Origin of the sequence: Gallintestinimicrobium propionicum (assembly GCF_025567525.1) — a bacterium.
Taxonomy (GTDB): Bacteria; Bacillota; Clostridia; order Lachnospirales; family Lachnospiraceae; genus Gallintestinimicrobium; species Gallintestinimicrobium propionicum.
This window is the reverse complement of record NZ_JAOQJY010000001.1, coordinates 147,128-168,928: the sequence shown is the minus strand read 5'-3', so window position 1 is coordinate 168,928 and position 21,801 is coordinate 147,128. Positions and strand designations below refer to the sequence as shown.

At 44.5% G+C, this 21,801-nt stretch carries 22 protein-coding genes; 6 read left to right on the top strand and 16 right to left on the bottom strand.

Annotation, left to right across the window (positions count from 1 at the left end; all coding sequences use genetic code 11):
- Window position 1 precedes the first annotated feature (1 nt).
- The 6 genes from OCV62_RS00830 to dtd all read left to right on the top strand — a co-directional run bounded on the left by OCV62_RS00830 (window position 2) and on the right by dtd (window position 4,544).
- Complete coding sequence (locus tag OCV62_RS00830; RefSeq protein WP_118762822.1) at window positions 2-550, top strand: GNAT family N-acetyltransferase; 549 nt, start codon at window positions 2-4, stop codon at window positions 548-550.
- A 312-nt stretch (window positions 551-862) separates the two neighbouring features.
- Window positions 863-1,603, top strand: coding sequence for a zinc ribbon domain-containing protein (locus OCV62_RS00825; protein ID WP_118762821.1), 741 nt, complete (start codon window positions 863-865; stop codon window positions 1,601-1,603).
- A gap of 702 nt (window positions 1,604-2,305) precedes the next feature.
- A complete protein-coding gene (locus OCV62_RS00820) occupies window positions 2,306-2,794 on the top strand; it encodes a hypothetical protein (RefSeq protein ID WP_262584697.1) in 489 nt (162 codons plus the stop codon).
- The gene (locus OCV62_RS00815) at window positions 2,778-3,482 is read left to right on the top strand and encodes a hypothetical protein (protein ID WP_118763085.1); all 705 of its coding nucleotides are present in this window, start codon (window positions 2,778-2,780) and stop codon (window positions 3,480-3,482) included. The genes OCV62_RS00820 and OCV62_RS00815 overlap by 17 nt, the downstream gene beginning before the upstream one ends.
- A 10-nt stretch (window positions 3,483-3,492) precedes the next feature.
- Complete coding sequence (locus OCV62_RS00810) at window positions 3,493-3,882, top strand: protein-export chaperone SecB (RefSeq protein WP_118763086.1); 390 nt, start codon at window positions 3,493-3,495, stop codon at window positions 3,880-3,882.
- Window positions 3,883-4,094: 212 nt separating this feature from the next.
- A complete protein-coding gene (dtd, locus tag OCV62_RS00805; RefSeq protein WP_117959766.1) occupies window positions 4,095-4,544 on the top strand; it encodes a D-aminoacyl-tRNA deacylase in 450 nt (149 codons plus the stop codon).
- A 562-nt stretch (window positions 4,545-5,106) separates the two neighbouring features.
- Here dtd and OCV62_RS00800 read toward each other — a convergent pair.
- From OCV62_RS00800 to OCV62_RS00725, 16 genes are all read right to left on the bottom strand, one after another.
- Window positions 5,107-5,853 carry an AlkZ-related protein gene (locus OCV62_RS00800; RefSeq protein ID WP_262584695.1) on the bottom strand — a complete coding sequence of 249 codons (747 nt, stop codon included), beginning with the start codon at window positions 5,851-5,853 and terminating at the stop codon, window positions 5,107-5,109.
- A 66-nt stretch (window positions 5,854-5,919) separates the two neighbouring features.
- Window positions 5,920-7,380 carry an LptM family lipoprotein gene (locus tag OCV62_RS00795; RefSeq protein ID WP_262584693.1) on the bottom strand — a complete coding sequence of 487 codons (1,461 nt, stop codon included), beginning with the start codon at window positions 7,378-7,380 and terminating at the stop codon, window positions 5,920-5,922.
- Window positions 7,381-7,683: 303 nt separating this feature from the next.
- On the bottom strand, window positions 7,684-8,313 hold the full coding sequence (locus OCV62_RS00790; RefSeq protein WP_262584692.1) for a cytidylate kinase-like family protein: 630 nt from the start codon (window positions 8,311-8,313) through the stop codon (window positions 7,684-7,686).
- A 61-nt stretch (window positions 8,314-8,374) separates the two neighbouring features.
- Window positions 8,375-10,078, bottom strand: a complete 1,704-nt coding sequence (locus tag OCV62_RS00785; RefSeq protein WP_262584691.1) for a glycoside hydrolase family 13 protein — start codon at window positions 10,076-10,078, stop codon at window positions 8,375-8,377.
- Window positions 10,075-10,671 (bottom strand): NUDIX hydrolase, encoded by a 597-nt coding sequence (locus tag OCV62_RS00780; RefSeq protein ID WP_262584690.1) that lies wholly within the window; start codon window positions 10,669-10,671, stop codon window positions 10,075-10,077. Before OCV62_RS00780 ends, OCV62_RS00785 begins: the two co-directional genes overlap by 4 nt.
- A 31-nt stretch (window positions 10,672-10,702) precedes the next feature.
- Window positions 10,703-12,004, bottom strand: a complete 1,302-nt coding sequence (locus OCV62_RS00775) for a ribonuclease E/G (RefSeq protein WP_262584688.1) — start codon at window positions 12,002-12,004, stop codon at window positions 10,703-10,705.
- Window positions 12,001-12,702, bottom strand: a complete 702-nt coding sequence (locus tag OCV62_RS00770; protein WP_262584686.1) for a TIGR03936 family radical SAM-associated protein — start codon at window positions 12,700-12,702, stop codon at window positions 12,001-12,003. The genes OCV62_RS00775 and OCV62_RS00770 overlap by 4 nt, the downstream gene beginning before the upstream one ends.
- Window positions 12,699-14,549 (bottom strand): TIGR03960 family B12-binding radical SAM protein, encoded by a 1,851-nt coding sequence (locus tag OCV62_RS00765; protein ID WP_262584869.1) that lies wholly within the window; start codon window positions 14,547-14,549, stop codon window positions 12,699-12,701. The genes OCV62_RS00770 and OCV62_RS00765 overlap by 4 nt, the downstream gene beginning before the upstream one ends.
- Window positions 14,550-14,842: 293 nt before the next feature.
- Entirely contained in the window at window positions 14,843-15,196 is a 354-nt protein-coding gene (locus OCV62_RS00760; protein ID WP_262584685.1) for a hypothetical protein, read from the bottom strand.
- 284 nt (window positions 15,197-15,480) lie between these two features.
- Window positions 15,481-16,770: a bifunctional phosphoribosyl-AMP cyclohydrolase/phosphoribosyl-ATP diphosphatase HisIE gene (gene hisIE / locus OCV62_RS00755; protein WP_021914910.1), complete on the bottom strand. Its 1,290-nt coding sequence runs from the start codon at window positions 16,768-16,770 to the stop codon at window positions 15,481-15,483.
- Window positions 16,771-16,848: 78 nt separating this feature from the next.
- A complete protein-coding gene (hisB, locus tag OCV62_RS00750; RefSeq protein ID WP_317258826.1) occupies window positions 16,849-17,439 on the bottom strand; it encodes an imidazoleglycerol-phosphate dehydratase HisB in 591 nt (196 codons plus the stop codon).
- Window positions 17,439-18,737, bottom strand: a complete 1,299-nt coding sequence (gene hisD / locus OCV62_RS00745) for a histidinol dehydrogenase (protein WP_262584684.1) — start codon at window positions 18,735-18,737, stop codon at window positions 17,439-17,441. Before hisD ends, hisB begins: the two co-directional genes overlap by 1 nt.
- A gap of 28 nt (window positions 18,738-18,765) precedes the next feature.
- Window positions 18,766-19,419 carry an ATP phosphoribosyltransferase gene (gene hisG, locus OCV62_RS00740; protein ID WP_117959778.1) on the bottom strand — a complete coding sequence of 218 codons (654 nt, stop codon included), beginning with the start codon at window positions 19,417-19,419 and terminating at the stop codon, window positions 18,766-18,768.
- Between the two features lie 38 nt (window positions 19,420-19,457).
- Window positions 19,458-20,666, bottom strand: coding sequence for an ATP phosphoribosyltransferase regulatory subunit (gene hisZ / locus OCV62_RS00735; RefSeq protein WP_262584683.1), 1,209 nt, complete (start codon window positions 20,664-20,666; stop codon window positions 19,458-19,460).
- Between the two features lie 71 nt (window positions 20,667-20,737).
- Window positions 20,738-21,250 (bottom strand): NUDIX hydrolase, encoded by a 513-nt coding sequence (locus tag OCV62_RS00730; RefSeq protein WP_262584681.1) that lies wholly within the window; start codon window positions 21,248-21,250, stop codon window positions 20,738-20,740.
- Between the two features lie 10 nt (window positions 21,251-21,260).
- Window positions 21,261-21,800 carry a Holliday junction resolvase RecU gene (locus OCV62_RS00725; RefSeq protein ID WP_262584680.1) on the bottom strand — a complete coding sequence of 180 codons (540 nt, stop codon included), beginning with the start codon at window positions 21,798-21,800 and terminating at the stop codon, window positions 21,261-21,263.
- Window position 21,801: the final 1 nt, after the last annotated feature.

Below are 21,801 nucleotides of genomic sequence, written 5' to 3'. Positions count from 1 at the left end.
TATGAGGTTTGATACTTTAGAAGTAAAAGATAAAACAGGACAGACAATAGTTTTGAGAAATGCAGAAGAATCAGATGCAGAAGATTTAATCAAATATTTGAGAATAACAACTGGAGAAACACCGTTTTTGATTAGAGAACCTGATGAAGTCAAATTGACGCTTGAACAAGAGAAACATTTCATTACAAGTTGCATTGATTCTGAACGGGAATTAATGCTAATTGCAACCATAAATGGAAGGCATATTGGTAATTGTTCCCTTAGTAGTATTGGAACTTATAAAAGATATGCTCATCGTTGTGAGGTTGCTATTGCTTTGTATCAGAAATATTGTGGGAGAGGTATCGGCAAAATTATGCTGAAAACTATTCTTGATATGGCAAGGAACCTTGGATATGAGCAAGCGGAATTAGAGGTGGCTGCTGGAAACGAAAGAGCAATTTCGCTTTATAAAAACCTAGGCTTTGAAAAATATGGTGTATTCCCTAATAATATGAAATATGCGAATGGTCAATATACAGATTCCTATTGGATGATGAAAAAATTGTAAGTATATGCAAATTTCCAATTTGTAGTTATATTGAATCGATGAAATTATATTTGATAACACTTTTGTGATAACAATTTGATAACACGAGGTAAGGCAGTCCATACGATAAGGACAGTTCAAACCAAATTGAGTCAGATAGAACCAATATACCGATACAAAATTGTATAGAACCAACTTTGATTTTGCGAGTTCGAAACGTGACGTATATTTGTATAGTGTTTATACAATATTGATGACAACTGAAACATAAAGAAAGTCAAAAAGATTTTCGTAAGAATATGACGCCAATGCGAATAAATAAGGAATATATTAATGGAAGAAGAGCAAACAAAAGCTAGTACAAATAAAACTACGCAAAAAGAACAGAAAAAATCAGAAAAAGATAAAAATGGGATAATAGGTGGACTTGTATTTGGGGCAATGGCAGTCTTTGCTACTTACCAAATATATGATAAATTTTTTGAGTTTGCGATTGGAAAAATACTAGTATATATTTTGGGGGTTTTAGCATTTATTTGCTTTGCAGTATCTATAAGTAGTTTTTTTGATTTCAAAGAATCAAAAAAACTGGAAAAACTAGATGAAGATGTTCGCAGAGAAGAAAAAGAATTTTCAGAAATAAATCCTGAAAAGAGAGCTTTAAGAGCAGAAAAAATGTTTAGAATGAACCAAAAGGAGTTAATGAGATATTATGATATGAATTTGGCTCAGACAAAATTTTTATCTGGTCTTGGTATTATGATGATTTTATTTGGTATATTGATAGTAGTAGCAAGTTTATATATGTATATGTCTTTGGATACAGATAAAATTTTACTATTTGTAGGTAGTTTTAGTGGAATAATTGTAGATTTTATAGGAGCTATTTTTATTAAGATGTATACCAAAAATATTGAAGCAGCAGTTAAGTTTCATGCAAAATTTGCGGAGAGTAATAATCTTTTACTTGCCAATTCAATTGCTAATAAGATAGAGGATGAGAGACTTAGGGAAGACACCTTATCAGAAATATCTAAAAGGATTATTTCGGTTGAAAAAGATATGAAGGATTAGTGGTAATCTAATATAGGAGAATCTAAATCACTTTATGTGGGAACATCTGCTAGGAATGCTCCGCTACCTTGCAATGGCTAATTAGAAAAATAGCAGAGTTATAGTTTGGAGTTGGTTGGAGAGGTAGAATTATTCCAATTGATGATATTAGATGGCTTGGGTTTATATCACATAAGCACTGTACCTATCATCTTGGTTGATGAATAAAAGAACGTTAAAAAATGTAATCAATGTCCAAGATTTCCGCGTTAAAAATAAAGGATATGTTTAAGCTACCTAATGAATATGATAAAAACATAGAGAAGTCTACATAATAGATGAAGAATACCAGAAGTGCTAAAATAACACATGAATACCTTGTATTGACCATTATAGTGGGAGTGGAGTTATCCTAAATAAATTGTAGAAATTTTACATGGGAAAAGTTAATTGTTCAGTTTTGGATTGAAGTTATGATTCTTGCATTAGCACTTACTTAAATAACAAATGAAATTTGTTTATTGATAAAAGGCAAAGTTTTTCCTATTTGATATACCTTATTTCTTGTTAATGATTAAAAATTATATTTTATATCAATACTAAAGGTGATAACAAGCGAAAAATATTTGACAAAGCAATTTGTTTTATGGAAGGATGGACAGATAAACAATTTTATGAGACAATAACAAATAAGAAACATGTATAAATAATAGAGGGATAAAGTTGGACGAAAAACAAACTAAACGGATAGAAAAAATATTTCCAGATTACTTCGATAGATTTGAAATGCCTGCTGGTGCAAGGGAGGAAAATATAAAAGTGTACAGAGCTTGTAGAAGTGGTAAGTGTGATAGAGATTCATTTTTACCATCTTTTGAAGAGAATGGATTTGCATTGAATCCACTTGCTGATCCAACAGATCCGGGGCAGTATTCTCTATCAACATTTGAGAAACCTACACATGTTAAAAGATTTGCGGGCGCTATTTCTGATATGAAAGTTCCTTATCAGATAGCAATTGGAATGACAAACCCAAAGCATGGAGTGGTACAAAGGACAAGGGAGAGAAAGAAAAAAAGTGGTTCACATGTAGATTGGTGGCTTTATGAAAATGCAACACCGTACGATGAATTTGAAATAATTGTAGATTTTGAAAAACATCTTCAAAATTATATTCGAGAAAGAGATGAGAAAAATGCAGGAATTTGTTAATACAGAAAAATATGGAAAACTTTATATTGATAGAATACTTTTCGAATCAAACTTTCCAATTATTTTTACTTGTAAAAATGATGCAGATGAGATATTTATATGTGTGTGTTGTCAAAATAATATCAAAGGATGTAAGTGGTTAGTTGGAAAAACAGATGCTATAAATATTATACGAATGCTTAAAGATGAGTTAACACTTCGTGAATTAGTTCGAGGATATTCTTCCGGTAGAATATCAGTCGATTATATTGATGGAGAATATAGAGTGGAATATAATAATTCTGATTGGAATGAAGACAGCATATATTTACCTAAAGAAGATTCTTATATGTTTGCCGATGAAGGTGAATTTGCCGATGATATTTCTTATTATTCTACGTTAATTAAAGTTTGTTATGATGAAAATTATTATAAAAATATTTCCAAGAAATTGGAAACAATAAATCAAGGATTTGAGTCTATAACGGATAAATTTAATGAGTCCGTGTCTTTGTTTGGAAATATATCTATTTCAAGTAAAGTAGTGAGTACGTTAAATGTGGCTGGCACACTGTCAGTAAACACGGAAGAGTATAAAAATCAAAGATATTATAAGGTTACATCAGATAGTTGTTTTGATACATTGTTGAATGATAATATTAGTATTGAAGTTGATTTCAATGATTGTAGTTTTATAGATGCAGCGTAAAGGAGAGACGATGAAAAATTATAATAGTTTATTGACTTTACAGAAACTGGTGTTTGATAAAATTGAATTTGATAGAAAGGGATTTAAAAACAAAAATGAATTAACCTTTGAATTACAAGTTCAAATTGGAATTGGTGAGGACAGTGTGCACAGAGTAACGCTTGTATTGAAAGGAGAAAAAAAAGAAGAATATAATCTGATCATTAGTTTATCAGGTTTCTTTAAAGTTGAAAAAGAAGATTCAGTGAACGATGAAATGGTTCAGAATTTAATAAATAAAAATGCAGTTGCAATTATGATGCCGTATCTGAGAAGTGAATTGACATTACTAACAGCACAGCCAGATACAGATAGTGTTGTTCTTCCGCCTTTTAATATAAATGCAATGTTGGAAAAGTAAGTTTAATAGTTGGGTAATAGTCTGCTTATCAAAATGGTAGTATATTATACTGATAACAATTTTTTGATAACAGATTGATAACACTAGCAGAAAAAGACCGTAGAGACATGAAAGTTGGAAACAAATAAAATCAAATAGAACCAAATCTCCTATACAAAACTGTATAGAACTAGATTTTGTTTTGCGAGTTTGAGAAGGAGAGACAACTACCTATGAAATTTGTTATTCAATGTACTACACAGGCAAGCGTTACAATTGACCAGAAACTATATTCTGAAATTGGAAAAGGCTTCCTCGTCCTGATCGGAATCTGTGACGAAGACACAAAAGAAACAGCAGACAAAATGGTTCGCAAGCTGATCGGAATGCGGATTTTTTCGGATGAAAACGGAAAAACGAACCTCGCGTTAAAAGATGTCGACGGACAGCTTCTTTTGGTTTCCCAATTTACCCTGTACGCGGACTGCAAAAAAGGCAATCGGCCGTCCTTTGTCAAAGCCGGATCACCACAGCATGCAAACGAGCTTTACGAATACATCATCGACGCCTGCAAAAAGGAAGTTCCCGTCGTTAAAACCGGCGTATTCGGTGCGGAAATGGAGGTTGCGCTGATCAATGACGGACCATTTACAATCATTCTGGATTCAAAAGACCTGGCGTAAGCATATAAACATTATAAAACGGATTCCAGATATGTGACATATAAGATGGTAAATAATAAGACATAAATTGCAGACATTTAAATATTTAAATTACAGATTTTAATTATAATTGGAAATTACAGAATCTACGAAAAAAAGCGAAAAACCCAGGAGGCAATCATCTGCGTCAGCAGATATATGCCTCCTGAACTCATTTTTATCAAGCACCCCGCAAGTTTAACGAATTAGTTAGCACCAAAGCAAAAACGTATTTTTCTGTGAAATCCCAGAAAGAAGTTCTAACTATTTTTTATCAAACACCCGCAAGTTTAACGAATTAGTTAGCACCGGTCAAAAACGTATTTTTCTGCGAAATTACGGAAAACGGTGCTAACTATTCGTTAAACTTGGCTTTTGCGAATAGTTGGATGTCTCAATCAAAACCGCTCTCTCCGGATCAATCCACCGCAAATTTCCGCTTCTGCTGCCCGAACCGATCCACTGTATATATTTTTATGAACATCCATATCCCTTTGCTTGTTCTGTTTCACATAATTTCCAAATCATAGAAGAATCTTATCAATTACAGCGCAACAATATTCCCCACCAACCGATGTACCTGCTGCCTGGTTGCAATCGGGTAGATTTCCCGCATGTGCGCTGCGATTTTTTCTCCGGAGGAAGCCGCTGACTCTGTATAAGCGCTTGTCACATGATCCCGTCCCCAGAGATGCTCCGGCGTACAGTAAACGGCGACAGGCCAGCCGTAGGCTTCTCCCTTTTTGTTTTTTCGCTGGCGAAAATCTCTGACACAAAGATAAGTCTGCATCTGAAGCGCCGTAATCACGCCATCAAAGCCTTTTTCGCCGCCCTTTCCAAAACCGGCTTTTTTCTTTAACTCACTGGAAAAATATTCTGCTTCGGCATTTTCTTCTAAATAGAAATCCATGATTTTCTTTTGCCGGATGGATGCCTTTTCATCATCCCAAAGCGCATCAAAATCATATCCGTCCCGCCTAAAGTTTGCAAAATACGGAAACCACTGCTTTGAAATAAAACCCGCTTTCTTATCAAAAAATTTTCCATAGGCGACTTTACCGCTTCGGGCAATGATCTCACGCCATTCCCAGGGATCGCTTTTGGGATCGCCGCTCCACCAATATTCCGGAGCAGTGCGCTCTTCCAGTGAAAACCCCGGAATCTCATTTTTAAAGAGCGGCAAAAATCCCACCTTATTGATATATTCCACTGCTTCATCGACTGTATGGATACATTCCGGGTCCTCCCGACTTACCCCATACATAATCCAAGTCCCGCTTTCGTTTCCCATTTTTTTCCTTTCATTTCTGCGCACGCTTTTTACGCATATCGAGTTTGTGTCAATTTATCTTCTGTTTTAATCTGGCTTTTCTGCACCTAAAATTGCAATATTTTCTTCCTTCAAATCCCAAAACCAGATATCGTCCATTTCCGACGCTCCCTCCAAAAAGGATTCCCGCCATGTCCGGTACTTAGCTCCATCTACAGGCTCCATATCATAGTTTCCATCCCAGTCGGCCGGCAGCAGATAATAAACGACACTGTCTTGATCTGCATCGATATCGTCCGGAAAAACTTCTCCCTGTTCCTTCGTCTTTGCCACGCTTTTATCCCATGCATCTGCTCCGCCACAGATTTCATACTGATCAGTTTCGGCATTATAGCGGTATAGAAAATATGGCCAGAATTCTCCGGCAAGTCCCTGATTATGCGACCATTCTGCTTCAATCACTCCATTGTCATAACAGGTCAGCGCCGGAAACTCACACAGCTCTACATAAGTGCCGTTATCTCCGTATCCCCAGATATATTCTACCGTATCCGCCATCGAAGCACCTGTCCAGTTGAGCAACAGCTCTTCTTGTCCATCGCCATCTACATCGTACAAAGCAAAATACGTGCTTTCCTGTCCATAGGTATCCGGCACTCCATGATCTGTTCCCTCGATTTTTCCGAAACAATATGCATCCCACAGGATTTTGCCAAACGCTTTTGTCTGTTCCTCTGCCGAAAAAGGCTCTGCCCCATAAACTGCAAGAACGCCATAATAAGTGCCTACGGTTCCCGCATCGGCAGTATATTGCCCAACGTCCTCAATTCCGTATCTTAAAAGAAAATAGTCCAGATCATGGAGCACCTTATAGAGTTCATTCGCATACTGCATCTCATGCGTTGTCTGCGCCATTCGCGTCAGATCCATCAGCTGCTGTAAATCTGCTGCCAGGGCTTCATTTTTTACAAAGGACTTCATTTCGGAAATCAAATCAATAAAATCTGCCGCGTCAAAGCTATTCGTCACAATTCCAGGCTCCGTATAGGTTTCCGCAAATTCCTCTTCTGTGATATTTTCCGCTTTCATGATGACATCCTTCGGATAGATCGCCTGATGATACCACCAGCCCAGCTGAATGTCGCCTTTGCAGTCAAAATACTTCCAGTATGGGCTTTCTTTATCTGACAGCTTTTTAAAGAGGTTGTCATTCAGATATGCGGATTCCATTTGAAGATTTGCAACTTTGATATTTTCCTTCAGTCTGGAAATTTCCGTCTCCGGCATCCCATCCAGCGTTTTTTCCCGCATGGCAAGGACTTCTTCTTTGGAGGGTCTTACGTTGTCGGAAGCTGACTTTATTTCCGCTGTTTCTGCATCCGCGTCAGTCTGCTGCTGCATCACGGTTTCCGGAACGCCTGTCTGGGATTCCGTAAAATTACTTTCCGGTACCGCAGATACAGATTCCGAAAAACCTGCCTGCTGCCCGCAGCCGGTCAGGATAAAACATAATAAAATTGACAAAACGTATTTTCTGAAATATTTCATAATGGTCTCCCGCTCGGATGTTTCTCCATCCATGCCATGATACGCCAGCAGCTCATTCCATCCAAAAACAGCGGTTTGAAACTACATCACAAATTTCAAACCGCTGTTTTTCCTGACAATAGACTGCTCACAAAGCATAGGTTCTATTGTTTCACTTTTGTTTTACTGCTCTTTTTGTTCAAAATGTAACTGTTCCGTACCCTCACAGTTACGTGCAAAAATCCATTCCAAATCGGCTGTGCCGATAGGATTTTTGCCTTCCAGTTTAAGTTCTCTTACGGTCAGCGCAGTAAATGCGCAGACCTACTGCTCTTTTTGTTCAAAATCTTCAATGATCTGCGTAATCAGCTTCACGGTTCCATCAATACCAAGGATCGAGCTGTTTAAACAGAAGTCGTAGCTGTCTGCGCGTCCCCACTTTTTGGAGGAATAATAGTTGTAGTAACTCTGACGCTGTTTATCCTTCTTGACCATCATGTCTCTTGCCTTGGACTCGTTTAAGTCAGGATATTTCTTCACCAGACGTTTGATCTTCGTCTCTTCGTCCGCATAGATGAAGAAATGCAGGCAGTTTTTCATGTCGTGCAGCGCATAGTCTGCGCAGCGGCCAACCAATACGCACGGACCCTCTTTTGCGATGCTCTTGATCGCATCAAACTGTGCCAGAAAAACTTTATGGCTAATCGGCATATCCATAAAGGTGGATGTATTGTAGCCGAAAGAATAAGTATCCATGACCAGATTGTAAAGGAAAGAGTTGGTCGGACGTTCATCATGTGTCTTAATCATCTCTTCGCAAAATCCGCTGTCCTTGGCGGCTCTGGATAACAGCTCCTTGTCATAACATTTGATGCCGAAATGCTCCGCAAGCTTTTCCCCGATCTCACGGCCACCGGAACCAAACTGACGTCCAATCGTAATCACTGTATTCATAGCATCACCCTCTCTTCGTTGTTGATACTGTTATTATATACAATTCCCGCGAAGAATTCAACTATTTTTTCGTCGTTTCCACCACAATCAATTGATAGGGATGCAGAATCAGATTGTCACCAATTCTCGTCACCTGCGGCAGATTGACAAAAACCACTTCCTCATAATCCTCTTTTAAGGCCAGGAAACGCTCTGCAGAGCTTTCATTGCAGATTACAGTCAGACACTGCTTACCGAGCGTTCTCTTAAATGCAAAAATCCTTTCCTGATCCTCGTACATCGGCTCGAACGTACCATAAGTCAGCAAATCACGGTATTCCTCCGACTTGCGGAAGCACAGCAAGCGCCTGTAAAAATTCAATACAGAACCGTATTCCTTTTCCTGCCGCGCCACATTGATCTCAGGATAATTCGGATTGACCTTCAGCCAGGGTTTTCCGGTTGTAAAACCAGCATTTTCCGCGTCACTCCATTGCATCGGTGTTCTGGCGTTATCACGACTTTCCCGCGCACAGCCAGCAAACGCCTTTTCTTCCGGGAATCCACAGGCAACTGCATAACGATAGTTGTCCAGCGTCATGATATCATCAATGTCTTCCAATTCGAAGGGACAGTTTGTCATGCCGATTTCCTGTCCCTGATATAAAAACGGCATACCACGCTGCAGCACCTGCAGACCGGCAAGCGCCGATATGCTGGCAAAGCCGTAATCCTCGTCCGGGATATAGATCGTCGCACCACGCGCCATATCATGATTTTCGATAATATTTGCCTCAAATGCAATATCTCCAAGCAGCTTCTGGTTGACAAACACATCCCTCTTCCATTCGTCCGGATTCATGTTCCGGTCAAACTCACACTGACAGGTTCCTTTTTTGTAGCTCTGGATCGGATCAAAGGCAAACATCGTGGAAAAATATCCGTCCTCTCCGATAAATTCTTCCAGTTGCTCCCTGTCGACCTCGAACACCTCTCCGACCGTAAACGCATCGTGGGGCGCAAAACAGCGTTCCTTTAATTCTCTTAAAAAGACGCCAATGCCATTTTTCGTCCCGCCGTCGCGCTTCTGCATCCGGGTGATGCTGTTGGTTAAAAAGCCTCTGCCGTCCGGCCCGTCCACCGGAAGATCTTCCCAGGTCAGGTCTTTTTTAATGTTGATGATCGCGTCAATCCGGAAGCCTGCGATGCCGCGGTCAAGCCACCAGTTGACCATCTTGTAGATTTCCTCTCGCAGGGCAGGATTTTCCCAGTTTAAATCCGGCTGCTCTTTGGCATAGGCATGGTAATAATATAAATTCTCCTGTCTGGGCAGCTTTTCCCAGACACTGCCGCCAAAATAGCTGCGCCAGTTGTTCGGCTCTTTTCCGTCTTTTCCCTCTTTCAGGTAAAAATAATCGCCATAAGGACCTTTAGGATCTGCAATCGCTTTCCGGAACCAGGCATGCTGATCGGAGCAATGATTGACCACAAGATCCATGATGATCGAGATATTTTTCTTTTTGGCTTCTGCGATCAGACGATCCATATCCTCCAGCGTACCAAAACGCGGGTCGATATTCTCATAATCGGAAATATCATATCCATTATCCACCATCGGAGACGGATAGACCGGAGAAAGCCATAAAATATCAACGCCGAGCTGTTCCAGATATGGAAGCTTCTCGATCACACCGGTGAGATCTCCGACACCATCCCCATTTGTGTCTAAAAAGCTCTTCGGGTAAATCTGATATCCGATCTTTTCATGCCACCATTTTTTCTTCATTTGTCCTCATCCTCCTGTTTCGGATCGTTTTTATTCCAAAGCTCTGCTCCCTCTGTAAAGAAAAATGCCGCCATCTGGGAACGGGAAGAAAATTCCTGCGTTTCCAAAAGCGCTTTTACTTCCTCCCGGCTGTAAAAACGTGCGGAAATTTCTTCATTGTCAGACGTATGGTCTGAAAAATCTCCGTCTGCCTCTACAAAGGCGATATAGGTTTTCGTATCGGAAAAACCGACTGCAGAATAGGAGGGCGGCAGGATCTTCAGCATTTTTTTCACCGAAAGTCCTGTTTCCTCATACAGCTCCCTACGGATACATTCCTCAATCGTTTCTCCTTTTTCCTGCATCCCGGCGCATAGGTTGAAAATCGCTTTATTGATGCTCATGCGAAACTCCCTTAAAAGGAGCATTTTCCCATCCTGGAATGCCACAATAGAGACACCGCTTGCCCGTCTGCCAAGATCCTGCACATCTTCCAGCTCTTTTCGGCTGACGATTTCGTAGGTTTTTAACCTGCCTGCTTTATTTTCATAGGACAGCTCATAATTTTTCAGATATTTGCCGTCCCACACCTTTTTCATGCCAAGAAATTTCATGCCTTTTCCCTGCCTGTCTGATCGATTTCAGTTATCGCTGTACCCCTAGTTTCAGCCCCTTTAACTGCTCTGCCAGTGTGCCTTTGACCTTTTTGCGCGTCAGCTCCACCAGTCCAAGGGCAGTGATGTCCACGACGCGAACCGGGACCGGATCCTCTTTACAAAGGCTGCGCAGCTCCTCCAACAGTTCTTTTGCCGCCTGCCGGTCCTTCTGATTGATAAAGTCTATCAAAATAATACCGGAAAGATTGCGCAGCCGGATCTGGCGCGCTGTTTCCTGCGCCGCTTCTCGATTGATCAGGGCAAAGGTTTCTTCCACATTTTTGGAGCCGTCATATTTTCCTGTATTGACATCGATCACCGTAAGCGCTTCTGTTGGTTCGATGACCAGATATCCGCCGGATTTTAGCCAGACGCGCTTCAAAAGCGCTTCTTCCAGCTTCCCGGCAAGCCCATAGAGTGCAAACAGGTTCGGTCGGCTGTCTCTGTAGAACGAAATTTCCGGACATTTCGTGCCTTCCTGCAACTCCGGAGTTCTTTTGTCGAACCGCTCCACGGAATCCGCTGCAGCGGAGGATATTTTTTTCTCTATACTGGATGCACCGCTGCCGTACAAGTCCTCCAGCGCGGTATAGACGAGCGTTTCATCTGTCACGATCTTATCCGGCAGCTGCTTATGTGAGAGAAGCTCTATCAGCCAGCCGGGGCGTTCCTCCGAAATCATGGAAAAGACCGTCCGGCTTCTGCCGACGCTTAAAAGCTTCTGCGCCTTTTCGAGAAGAGCGCTTGCCTCGCGTAAAAGGGCTATATCCGCAGCATCCCCCGCCGCAGTCCGCACCACCAGTGTCATTCCATCCGGAACGGTTACACTTTGCAGCACTTCCCGGAAATGATCTGCCGTCTCTTTTGGGAGCTGCTTGGAATACCGCACGCCGTGTCCGCCGTCCAGAACGACTGCTGCCAGCCGCCCCTCCAGGCTGATCTTCGCTGTCAGGGCAGGCTCTTTTGTCTTTAATGCATCGCGCATCACCTGCACCAAAATCTCATCGCCTGCCAGCAATCTGCCATCCCAGCGTCGGTTCGTCAGCACCGGAGCCTGTGCTTCTTTGAAAGGCAGGTAACAGGTCTGTCCACCGGCGATCTCCACAAATGCAGCGTCAATATTTTTTACCACATGCTTGACTTTTCCGACGTAAATATTTCCCAGAAGCGACCGTCCCTCCAGATGGGGATGAACCTCTGTCAGTTTGTCCTTTTCCAAATAAAAGGAAGTTAAAACCGGTTCTGTATGTTCCTTTAAAACTGCTCTTGTGATCACGCATACACTGCTCAAAATGCTTCTCCTATCGCATCCAGCGGAACAAAGGAAGGCTCTTCTTTCGTTCCCGTATTCATCCAGGTTTCCATGCGCACGGTCTGCAGCTCAATCTTTGACGCCTCCAGACCTGCGAGGGAAAGGACTGCATCCGTTACGAACTCCGGACGGATATTTCCGCCGCTGCTTGCATCTACCATAAATACCAACGCGCCGTCGTCGATGTGACAGTCATAAATACCGGACCGAATATCGACCTCTGCCGTGCTGCGCTTGGTTTCCTTTGTAATCCAGAGTTCCTTTTTGGAAAGCAGCCCGTCCACCGCGCCCTGACAGCCTGCAAAGCTCTTTTCGGGATCTTTAAATGCTACTGCATAGGTTGCCGCAGCGACGCTCGCCATCGCGTTTCCCGCCTTTTCCGGCAGCATCTTTACACTCAGGATATCGATTCCGTAAGGACATGCCTCCTGCAGGCGCTTCTTAAAATCCTCTGCGCCATCAGACGAAGCGATTTCCACGTCCATATATTCGCCCACGCTGCACAGTCCGACACCCAATGGCGCAGCAAAGCTCATGACCTGATGCGGATTAAATCCATGTGTATACACAACATCCAGTCCGGCTCTGCGGATCGCTTTCTGGAAAAAGCGCAGCACATCCAGATGTCCGGTAAAGCGCAGCGGACCATATTTCGCAAATTTTACACGTACCATCATACCGCATCCCCTCCTCTTTGTTCGAAACAGATTCCGCCGCCGAAGCGCGCAGCGCCGCAGCCCTGACACTGCATCTTACAGTTGGGCGTTACGACAGCCTCCGCCGCACGTTTCCACTCCCGCAAAAGGAAGGCTCTGTTTACGCCGCAGTCCAGGAAATCCCATGGGAAAACTTCCTCATCGCTGCGCGTTCTTGTCGTATAAAAGTCCATATCGACATTGCACTCCTGAAAGCAGTCCACCCAGGTCTGATACTTGAAATATTCGCCCCAGGCATCGTAAATACAGCCTTTTTCATACGCCTTTAAAATCACGTCGGCAACCTTTCTGTCGCCGCGGGCAAACACGCCCTCTAAAACGCTGACGTCCGCCTCATGCCAGTTGTATTTGATCCGCTTCTGGTTGAGCTGTTCACGCACCGCCTGCTTGGTCAGCGCTGCCTTATCCAAAAACTGTTCCTTTGTACACATCGGTGCCCACTGAAAGGGAGTGAACGGCTTCGGGATAAAGAAGGATGTACTGGAAACGATCTGTACCGGCCCGTTTCTCTTTTCTTTTGGAACAACCTCATAATAGAGGGCTGCAATCTTGTTGGACAGCTCTGCGATCCCACGGATATCTTCTTCTGTTTCAAAGGGCAGCCCGAGCATGAAGTACAGCTTCACGCGGCTCCATCCGCCCTCAAATGCAAGTCCTGCGCCCTTTAAAATCACTTCTTCGGTCAGTCCCTTGTTGATGACGTTTCTCAGACGCTGACTTCCTGCTTCCGGTGCAAAGGTCAGGCTGCTCTTTTTGACGTCCTGTACCTTTCCCATAACGTCTAAAGAAAACGCATCAATTCGCAGAGAAGGCAGGGAAATATTCACTTTTTTCTCCTGACAGGTCGTCATCAGGAAGTCTACCAGCTCTTCCAGATGGGAATAGTCGCTGGAACTCAAGGAGCTCAAGGAAATTTCTTCCTGACCGGTGCTGTCCAGCATCGTTGTCGCGTAATGCTTGAGGGTCTCGAGGCTCTTTTCGCGTACCGGACGATACAGCTGCCCTGCCTGACAGAAACGACAGCCGCGGATACAGCCGCGCTGAATTTCCAAAACGACACGATCCTGTGTCGCACGGATAAACGGAACCACCGGTTTCTCCGGATACGGCGCATTGTCGAGATCCATCACGATTTCCTTTGTAATCTTTGCCGGAACACCCTCCTTGGTCGGGACAAAAGATGCGATCGTCCCGTCCTCTTTATAGGATACTTCATACAGGGACGGCACGTACATGCCGGGCACTTCCCTCGCCGCGCGCAGAAGAAATTCCTGACGGCTGCCGCCTTTTTCTTTTACTTCTTTATAGACGTCCAGCAGCTTCCGGTACGCAGTTTCTCCCTCTCCGATGTAGAAGAGATCAAAAAATTCCGCGATCGGTTCCGGATTGTAGCTGCAGGGTCCGCCGCCAATCACGATCGGATCTTCTTCGGTACGGTCTTTTGCAAGCAGCGGAATCCCGGACAAATCCAGCACCTGCAGGACGTTTGTATAACACATTTCGTACTGCAGCGTGATGCCTAAAAAGTCAAAATTTTTCACCGGCTCCTGAGATTCCAGGGCAAACAGCGGAATTTTTTTCTCACGCATGATTTTATCCAGATCCAGCCACGGCGAATAAACCCGCTCACACCACACGTCGTCATAACGGTTGAACATATCATAGAGAATCTGGATGCCGAGGTGAGACATGCCGATCTCGTAGACGTCCGGAAAACACATGGCAAACCGGACCATTCCCGGTGTAAGTGTTTTCATGACGGAATTGACCTCCCCACCGACATAACGTGCAGGAGAAGAAACACTCATCAGGATGTCATCCCCGAGGGCAAGCTTTCGCTCTCTGCCATTTGAAAGTTCTTCTGCACCGATACAGTGCTGTGCCAGCTGCCGTGCCGAAAGCCCTTCAATATTTGATGTTAATCTTTTCATTTTTTCCTGTTTCCTTACCATTTTTTATCTGCTGCCGGTGTGGCTGTAAAATACCCGGTACGGGTTGCTTCCCGCAGCCAGAACATAGAGCCCCGATGGCGCAGACTTTTCCCATTTTGAAAATGGACATTATGGTATGATTATAGGGTATTTCCGGCTTCGTTGCAAGGCTAATGCAGTGCCTCCACCGTAGAATTTCCCATTACAGAAGTTTCCAGCTGCCTGCTTATCACGGCAACTGCACTCTGCCCCTTCCAGTCAATCTGATTTTTATCCAGATAGATAACGCCCGCAAACAGCATCAGGCTGACTGCCAGCCGCAGCCCAAACATAGGCCCCTTATGCCCCTGCTCCCGGATTCTGTCATATTCTGTCAGTTCCAAACCATCGTCTCCATACAGCATTTCACTGTTTTTACCCGTTCCGTACAAAATATCTTCCCGATTTTTTACCTTCATCCGGTTTAAATTCTGTTCCTGCCGAAGGTATCTGGTCAGCTCCAGCTTTCTTTCCGCATCTTCCATCTGGTCCATCCTTTCTTTTTAGTTTACATAATATTTTTATGTAAACTGCTATAGTGTAGTTTCCTATTCATCTGTATGATGGCGTATCTGAAAAAATAATCTACAAAACCGGAAAATACATGTACTGGAAGTATTCTATTGTCCTAAAACCAAAATTTGGGGAACAAAAACGGGCGGCCAACCCTTTTGCTTTCAAAGGATTTGACGCCCGGTCTTTTCTCTTTTTTTATCTAAATTTAATGCGCAGACGCACCTGCCGCGCTACGCTGCTTCCCTATACATTTTTATCGGTTTGCCAGCTCTGTCGTGACCTCTTCCCAGGTCACGCCTTTTTCTGCCATCAGCACCATCATATGGTACAGGAAATCAGCGATTTCATATTTGATTTCGTTCGGATTGGGGTTTTTTGCTGCGATGACGATTTCTGTCGCCTCTTCCCCGACTTTCTTTAAGATCTTGTCAATACCTTTATCAAACAGATAGTTGGTATAGGAGCCTTCCTTGGGATGCTCCTTACGGTCCTCGATCACCGAAAATACCTCTTCAAAGACCTTCATCGGATTGTGCGCTTCCTGCTTGCTGCTGCGGTTCTGGATTTCGTTAAAGAAACAGCTGTAGGAACCGGTGTGGCATGCCGCGCCGACCTGTGTTACTTTTGCAAGGATTGTATCCAGGTCGCAGTCCGCAGTCAGAGAATGCACATACTGATAGTGTCCGCTGGTTTCTCCCTTTAACCAGAGCTCGCTGCGGCTTCTGCTGTAATAAGTCATGCGTCCGGTGCGCAACGTCTGATTGTAGGCTTCTTCGTTCATATAGGCAACCATCAGCACGGCATCGGTTTTCACATCCTGTACAACCACCGGAACCAAACCGTCTGGTCCCTTTTTCAGATCGGAAAAGGCATAGGCCGCCCCTCTGTCCTCTACCGGAATTTTATTTTCCCGGCAAAGGGCTTTGATCGCGGAAATCTCTGTTATGTTTTCATTGACCAACTTACCGGAAATACCGCTGATATTGGCATAGGAAAGCACCTCGATGAGCTTTTCCAGGGAAACCTCCGGCAAAAAGGTTACCACCGGAACCGGAGACATCAGCGCAGCCTCCGCCGTTGCACCGGGACAGAACAAAAATACGTTGGAGGTATATTCCTTTAGCAGCTCCTTTTCCTGTTCCAGAAGCGAAATATCTGCAACGCCCGCTGCGATTTTTTCTTTGCCAAATTTCAGAGAGACCTCTTTTGTCAGCTCCAGCTGCACCGGATCGGCATAATCCAGCATCACCTGCTGGCAGCCTGCATATAACAGTTTTTTCACATCCTCCATTCGGAAAATGTGTCCGCTTCCAATTACCGGAACCGCCGTATTCTGACAGATTTCCCGCAGAACGTCCAGATCCTTTTCATGCTCTGCATCGTTCTCCGAAAGCAGACCGACATAAATTGCATCGCATTCGTTTTCGCTGTAGCTCTCCGCCAGCGCGACCGGCGTTTCCTCGATTCTGCATGTGCCCTCTCTGTCCTGATACGCGACCTCATTTTTGAGGTACATGCATGCCATAAATTTTTTTGTATTCATTCTGATCCTCATTTCCAGACAGCTGTTCTGCATCCGGTCTGGTTCAGCCAGACGACTGCCCGATATGTATTCTGTATGTTACAGGCTTCCCTTTGTGGAAAGCACGCCGTCTAACCTCGGTTCGTTGGATACTGCCATATCAAGTGCCTTGGAAAACGCCTTAAACATCGCCTCTGCAACATGATGTCCGTTGATGCCGTCCAATACCTTGATATGCAGGTTCATACCTGCACTATAGGAAACGGCATAGAAAAACTCCCGGATCAGCTGAGTATCCAGCCCGCCGATCATCGGAACATTAAATTCGTAATCAAAATTGAAATAGGGACGTCCGCACAGATCCACTGCGCACGCAACCAGCGCGTCATCCATCGGCAGCAGAAAATATCCGTAACGTTTAATTCCTTTTTTGTCTCCGACTGCCTCAGCGATCGCCTGCCCGAGTACGATTCCCGTATCTTCTACGGTATGATGTCCGTCCACAAACAGATCTCCGTCCACTTTTACAGACAAATCAAAAAATCCGTGCCGTGCAAAGCCGTCCAGCATATGGTCGAAAAATCCGATGCCGGTATCAATATCCGCGCTGCCGGTGCCGTCTAAGGAAAGTGTCAGTGCAATTCTGGTTTCTTTTGTATCGCGTTTTATATTCGCCGTTCTTTCCATCATCAGTCCTCCTTTTCAAAACGGACACGGATGGAATTGGCATGCGCCGTCAGCCCCTCATTTTCTGCAAAGCACTCAATATCCTGATGGATCTTTTCCAGCGCCGGTCTGGAATATGAAATGATGCTCGTCTTTTTCAAAAAATCATCTACATTTAACGGGGAGAAAAATCGTGCCGTACCATTTGTCGGAAGCACATGGTTTGGACCTGCAAAATAGTCCCCCAAAGGCTCGGAGGAATACTCCCCAAGGAAGATCGCTCCGGCATTACGGATTTTTGTCATCATGGCAAAGGGATCCTTCGTCAGGATTTCCAGATGCTCCGAAGCAATCTCATTGGCGGTGTCCGCTGCCTCATCCAGAGAATCTACCAGCAGAATATAGCCATAATTGTTGAGGGATTTTTCGATGATCTCGCGTCTTGACAGGTTTGCAACGAACCTGTCCACTTCAACAGAAACCTGATCCGCTAAAGTCTTACTGGTGGTGATTAAAATGGCACTGGCCAGCTCGTCATGTTCTGCCTGGGACAACAGGTCTGCCGCCACATAACGGGGATTTGCCGTTTCATCTGCGATCACCAGAATTTCACTGGGTCCTGCGATGGAATCGATGCTCACATAGCCGAAGCATGCTTTCTTTGCCAAGGCGACAAAAATATTTCCGGGGCCGGTGATTTTATCTACCTTCGGGATGCTCTGTGTGCCAAATGCCATGGCTGCGATGGCCTGTGCGCCGCCGACCTTGTAGATCTCATCCACACCGGCGATATGTGCAGCAACCAATGTACCAGGATTGACCCTTCCGTCTGCTCCGGGAGGGGTTGTCATGATGATACGCTCCACGCCCGCGACCTTTGCCGGAAGCACGTTCATCAGTACGCTGGAGGGATACGCAGCCTTTCCACCGGGCACATAAACGCCGGCAATCGCGATGGGCAGAATCTTCATGCCGAGGATCGTCCCGTCCGGTTTTGGGTCAAACCAGCTGTTTCTCAGCTGTTTTTCGTGGAATGCACGGATATTTGCCGCACTTTTTTTCATAACCTCCACAAAGTCTGCATCCACCTTCTGATATGCCTCGTCGATTTCTTCCCGGGTTACGCGGATGTGAGCTGCATCCATTTTGCAGTGGTCAAACTTCTCTGTATAGGAAAAGAGCGCCTCGTCGCCGCCTTTTTTCACCGTTTCAATAATTTCCGCCACAGCACTTTCGTACTGTCCGTAGTGGTTCGGGCTTCTCTGAAGCAGATCCTCCAAAAGTCCTTTCTTGCTTTCTGCCGTCAATTTGACAATTCTCATCGGTTTTCCTCATTTCCGCCGCCTTGGCTTATGCTTCCTCCAGCTGTTTACGCAGCCTTAAAATAATCTCCCGGATCCGTTCCGATTCCATTTGCATGCTTACCTGATTGACAATTACGCGCGCAGACAGCTCACAGATTTCCTCCAGCACGCCCAATCCGTTTTCCCGCAGGGTCGAACCGGTTTCCACGATATCGACAATGACATCGGACAATCCAACAATGGGACCCAATTCAACAGAACCGTTTAATTTGATGATGTCGACCGTCTGATGCTTTTTATTGTAAAAATAGTCCTTTGCGATCACCGGATATTTGCTTGCTACACGGATTCTCTCATGATGCTGCAAAAGCTCCCGCGCCGATTCCGGACCGCAAACGCACATCCGGCATTTGCCAAAGCCAAGATCCAGCACTTCATAAACCCGTCTTCCCTCTTCCAGCAAAATATCCTTACCGGTCACACCGATATCTGCGGCTCCGTATTCCACATAGGTTGGCACATCCGGTCCCTTTGCCAGGAAAAATTTCAGTTTTAATTCTTCATTGACAAAAACAAGCTTCCTGCTGTTTTTATCCTTCATCTCTTCACAGGTAATTCCAACCTGCTCCAAAAGAGACAGCGTTTTGTCTGCCAGACGCCCTTTTGTCAGGGCGAAGGTCAGGTATCTATCTTCTGCCATTTTCATGTCCCCTATTTGGTGTTCTAACATCGTGCACTCTATGATTTCAACTGCTCGCAGCTTCCGTCTGCATGAATGAGCATCGCCTCTCTGCGCAGTCTTCCTCTCAAATCTGCCCGCCTGCAGTCCTGATCACAGGCAACCGGGATCAGCTCTGCAGAAACACCTGAAAGCCGCAACTGATTTGCCTTTTTCAGTGCTGCATCATAGCTGTCCGGTGTATAAAACAAAAGGCAGCCATCCAGACCGGTATGCGGCTTTTTATTTTGTCTCGAAAGGGCTTCCAGAACATCATCCACAACGACGACAAATCCGATCGCAGGTGCATTTTTCCCAAAATAGGAAAGCAGCTTATCATAGCGTCCACCTGTCACGATGGCATCTCCGACACCATAGGTATATCCCTTAAAGATCACACCGGTATAATAATTGTACTGATTTAACAGCCCGAGATCAAAGGAGACATATTTTTCTGTTCCGTATTTTTTGAGCACCTCATAAAGTGCCTCCAGGCGTTCAATCGCCTGCAGGGAACGTTCATTATCCACCTGCATTTTCGCACTTTCCAGATCCTGCGTCCCTTTGACAAGATCCGCAAGCCCCAAAAGCACCTGTGCATAATCCTTGCGCACTTTCTGCTCCTCTAAAAGCTCCTGGGCACCGAAATAGTTCTTGGCGGAAATAAAGTCACGCAGCTTTAATTCCACTTCTTCGTTTAGGCCTGCCTGTGCGCAGATCCCCTTAAAATATTCCACCTCGCCCACTGTGATCTGCAGATCGGTCAGACCGCAGTTTTTCAATGCTTTGACGACAAGGCTGATCATCTCGGCATCTGCCTCCACAGATGGCTCCAGCATCAGCTCCGCGCCCATCTGGGTCACTTCTTTTAATTTGCCCTGCAGGTTCGACGTATTCGTAAACGTGCTTCCGCTGTAGGTAAAACGAAGCGGTGCGGTCTCATCCATGAAATATTTTGCGGCGCATCTGGCACAGGACGGCGTAAAGTCCGGACGAAGCGCCAGGGTATTGCCTTCCTTATCGAAAAATTTATACAGCTGGGAAGACGGCGTCGTGCCGATCTCCTTACTGTAAACATCAAAAAATTCAAACGTCGGGGTCTGAATATCCTGATACCCGTACAAATGGATCGTATCATGCAGCTTTTTCTCCACAAAAAGCTTACGCGCATATTCTTCTCCGTAAACATCCCTTACACCCTCCGGTGTATGAAGCAAGGATTTATTCATCGTTGGATCTCCTTTGCACTTTATCATGCTACCGTATTAGCATATGAAATCCTGTATAGAATATCAGATTTTTAAAATGCTGTCAACTCAAGTTCTTTGCCGTCCAGCACACATTTTATCAGCTCGTCGCTGTCATATTCCAGTTTCAGGGAAAAAAACGGACGGTTTTCCTGCAAAAGCTGAAAAAATACGCGGTCACCTTCCCACAGATTTAAGCTTTCCAGCTCTTTTATCAAAACCCATTCCAAATCACCCTCCGGGCAGTTATAATCCAGGGTCCCCTCCCAGCCATCTGCTGTATACAGGCACATGTACTGCGTTTCCACATCCTTTAACGCAAACGTTACGATTCCTCGAAACCGATAGGAGGTCAGTGTCAGACCGGTTTCTTCCTTTACTTCCCGAAGCAGGCAGTCCTCCGGACTTTCATAGGCGAGTGCATGTCCACCGACACCGATCCATTTGTCCTGATTGACGTCATTCTTTTTTTTGACACGATGCAGCATCAGATAGCTGTCGTCTTTTTCCAGATAACACAGCGTCGTCATTGTCCCGATCAGGGAATTTCTTTCTTCTCTGTTCATATCATTCCTCCTAGCTCTCCGGCCGATCCTCCAAGTCCTTTTGCAAAAGATCAAGATACGGAACAAGAACACCGTTTTTTTTCGGCAGGAAATACTCCGGGTTTAATTCGTCCAACCGGAAACTTTTGCGCCCGCCCTCCTGCGCCCGATTCCAGAAATAGCGCAAATGTGCGTAGGGGAGATAGTAAAACTGTTCCCGATGCGAATAGTAGATCAGAAAAAAAGCAATACCCTTCTGTTTTTCAAACCGATCCATAAACGCTACCTGATGCCTGTGAATGTTTTGCAGGGCAAAGGTATCCTGGGCACATTCCTTTGCATCGAAGCAGACCGGAATGCCCTGTACAACTCCGATATAGTCTACCGTACTTTTCTGGTCAAAATATGCCAGCGTGATGTGCCTGTGCTCCTTGTCGATTTTGATCGGCGTAATCGGGGTCGGGATCTTCTGGATCAATGCCAGATTACTTTCCAGATATTTTTCATTCGTGCGGTTGATCAGATCCTCCAGTGTTGATCCCCGCAGTCCTCTTGAGTTCCAGGTTGCCATG